The 2,812-nt window shown below is 42.6% G+C and carries 2 protein-coding genes; both read left to right on the top strand.

All coding sequences use genetic code 11. The annotated features are described in order from the left end of the window. The first annotated feature begins 111 nt into the window (after positions 1-111). Entirely contained in the window at positions 112-921 is an 810-nt protein-coding gene (locus tag AN486_RS26340; protein ID WP_190382961.1) for a biotin--[acetyl-CoA-carboxylase] ligase, read from the top strand. A gap of 205 nt (positions 922-1,126) precedes the next feature. Beyond that, positions 1,127-2,779, top strand: a complete 1,653-nt coding sequence (locus AN486_RS26335) for a M23 family metallopeptidase (RefSeq protein ID WP_168636003.1) — start codon at positions 1,127-1,129, stop codon at positions 2,777-2,779. Positions 2,780-2,812: the final 33 nt, after the last annotated feature.

The following is a 2,812-nucleotide window of genomic DNA, read 5'->3' as shown; positions in this document are numbered from 1 at the left end:
CCCCTACTCCCCTACTCCCCCTACTCCCTACTCCCTACTGCCTACTCCCTGCCTTCATAACGACGGGATATTTTTTTATTTGGAAGTCTCTTAAAGCAATGGTGAACTGTGGTGGAATTTAATCAGCAACTTTTGATAGATAGCTTCAAAGCAGAATATAAGCATCAAGATTTACCATTCTCTCTACATATTTTTAACACTTTATCCTCCACAAATCAAGCTCTGTGGCAACTAATTGACCAAGGAGAAAAACCCGGCTCTGTAGTTATTGCCACCCAGCAAACCGCCGGCAGAGGGCAATGGGGTCGGGAATGGCAGTCTCATAAGGGTGGTTTATATCTTTCAATGGCAATAGCTCCTAATTTGGCAGCTACCAGCAGTTATCAACTTACCTTGGCTAGTGCTTGGGGAATTACAGCACAATTAAGAAAATGTGGTATACCTGTGGGCATAAAATGGCCAAATGATTTAGTATTAGATGGTCGCAAGTTAGGCGGCATTTTAACTGAAACCAAAGTCAATCAAGGACAAATCACTCAAGCTATCATTGGTGTGGGGATTAATTGGGCAAATCAAGTTCCAGAAACTGGAATTAATCTGCAATTATGGCAAAATTCCCAGAATTGTCAGATAGTTGATCACCTAGAAATCCTCACCTCACAGGTTTTAATAGGAATTAAGTCCGGTATAGAGTGTCTACAGACAGAAGGAATAAACATACTTTTGTCTCACTACCTTGATTTACTTACAAATATGGGTGATCAGGTTTATGTCAATAATTTTTTAGGTAAAGTAGTTGGCGTGACTCAAGAAGGTAATCTGCGTTTAAAAATGACAACTGATGATGCAAAAGCAGCTTTAACACCAGAAATTTCTGTCCAACCGGGTACAATTAGCTTGGGTTATCGTCAAACTTATTAAGGCTAGTAATGGGTCATTGGTCATTGGTGAGTAATTTTCTGTTTTAATCCTGTAAATCCTTTAATCTTGGACATCCTAATTCGGGCAAGGTATGAGGATTGGATCTTGTCTGTTGTTCGTTTGTAACTTCTTCTTGACCACTGACCACTGACGAATGACGAATATTGATTATTTAACCTTTATTACACACAACAAAAGAGAAAAAATGACGCAGCACCATAAATCTGCCCATAAAAACTTTTACTACGGCGGTACAAGTAAACGCTTTGCTTCTAGATTGCCAGCACAAGGTATCTGTTTATTAAGTAGCTTCAGTCTTCTTAGTGGCGGGTTTGTAACTGCTCAGTCTGACACTTCCTCAATAGACAATATTGTTCCTACTATTGAGAATTCTCAACCAACAGCAGTCACAAATCCAGTTCAGAAAGAAGCTGGTGTTTCTGAAATAGCGAAGCCACAACCAGATTTTTCTGTCCGCCGAGTTAATCTAAAAAAGAGGCTAAATAGCAAAGGTGTTGCCAAGGGAGAAGATACTCAACCTACTGCTAGTGTGAGAATTTCTAAACCCAAGGGAGAAGATACTCAACCTACTGCTAGTGTGAGAATTTCTAAATCTAAGGGAGAAGATACTCAACCTACTGCTAGTGTGAGAATTTCTAAATCTAAGGGAGAAAATACTCAACCTACTGCTAGTGTGAGTGAAGTTGATTCTGTAATTAAAAAACTGCCAGAACTCCCTCAACAAGCTAATAATTCTCAAGACACTGCTAAGGATACAGAGAATAAATCCAAGGATTACAACAACGCTTATATTGACACGAATGAGTATAAAAATGTAGGTGAAAGTAACTATGCACCGCCTAGTTCTGTAGTAGTAACAGAACGTTCTAGCGGTTGTGGGGCAACGGTGTCTACCACTTGCGCTAAATCTACACAAACTCCTGCTGTGGCTAAGTCTCAAGAATCATCACCGACTTGGCTGAAGAAAAGTGAAGTGGCGAAAGTAGTGACTGCCTCTAGGCAGAAACAAGTAGGCTGGAAAACTATAACTGCCAACAGTAATCAAAGTGAGAATGTGACTGAGGCTGTGGCTAGTAGTGTTAGCAAAATCAGTCAGCCTCAAAATCAAAATAATTGGCGGATTTCCAGAAGTAATACCAGCAGTCATACAAAGGCTGCCTATCATGCTAATAACTTTATTCCTAGTCCTAGGGAATTTAGCACGACCAAGGTTAGTTCTACCCCTATTGCTCCCCAGGTAGGTAGTTTACCTGCGCCAATGATAGAGGGTAATGTTGCTCCTCGTCCGAGTATGGTGTCTTATGACTTCTCTTTGGCATCAGTGTTGCCGGCAGTTCCTTATACTAATACCCTAGCCTATCGTGGTGCTGGTGGCGGTTCGGGAATAGTTTTCCCGCTGTCGGTGGCTGCACCAATTACATCTTTATTTGGTTGGCGTGTTCATCCTATCACGGGCGATCGCCGTTTTCACGCGGGGACAGATTTAGGTGCGCCCACAGGAACACCAATTTTAGCCGCGGCTAAGGGTCAAGTAGAATCAGCTAACTGGTTAGGTGGTTATGGTTTAGCTGTAGTAATTAATCACGGTTCTGCTCAACAAAGTCTCTACGGGCATATGTCAGAAATCTTTGTTCAACCTGGACAATGGGTAGAACCAGGAACTGTGATTGGTCGAGTTGGTAGCACTGGCAATTCTACAGGACCCCACTTACACTTTGAAGTCCGTCACCTCACCCAAAATGGATGGGTGGCTGTTGACCCAGGCGTGCAATTACAAGGTGGTCTCAGCCAATTGGCAGAAGCTACAGCAGGGGTGAAAACAGCCCAGGCTCGGTAATTAGGCGGGAGTGGGGGAGTGGGGGAGTAGGGG

Source organism: Anabaena sp. AL93, assembly GCF_001672085.1.
In the GTDB taxonomy this organism is placed as follows: Bacteria; Cyanobacteriota; Cyanobacteriia; order Cyanobacteriales; family Nostocaceae; genus Dolichospermum; species Dolichospermum heterosporum.
This window is presented reverse-complemented; position numbering and strand designations above follow the sequence as displayed.

What these genes read in the sequence shown, in the direction of transcription:
- AN486_RS26335 (WP_168636003.1), top strand. Translation starts at nt 1,127, where the DNA reads ATGACGCAGCACCATAAATCTGCCCATAAAAACTTTTACTACGGCGGT.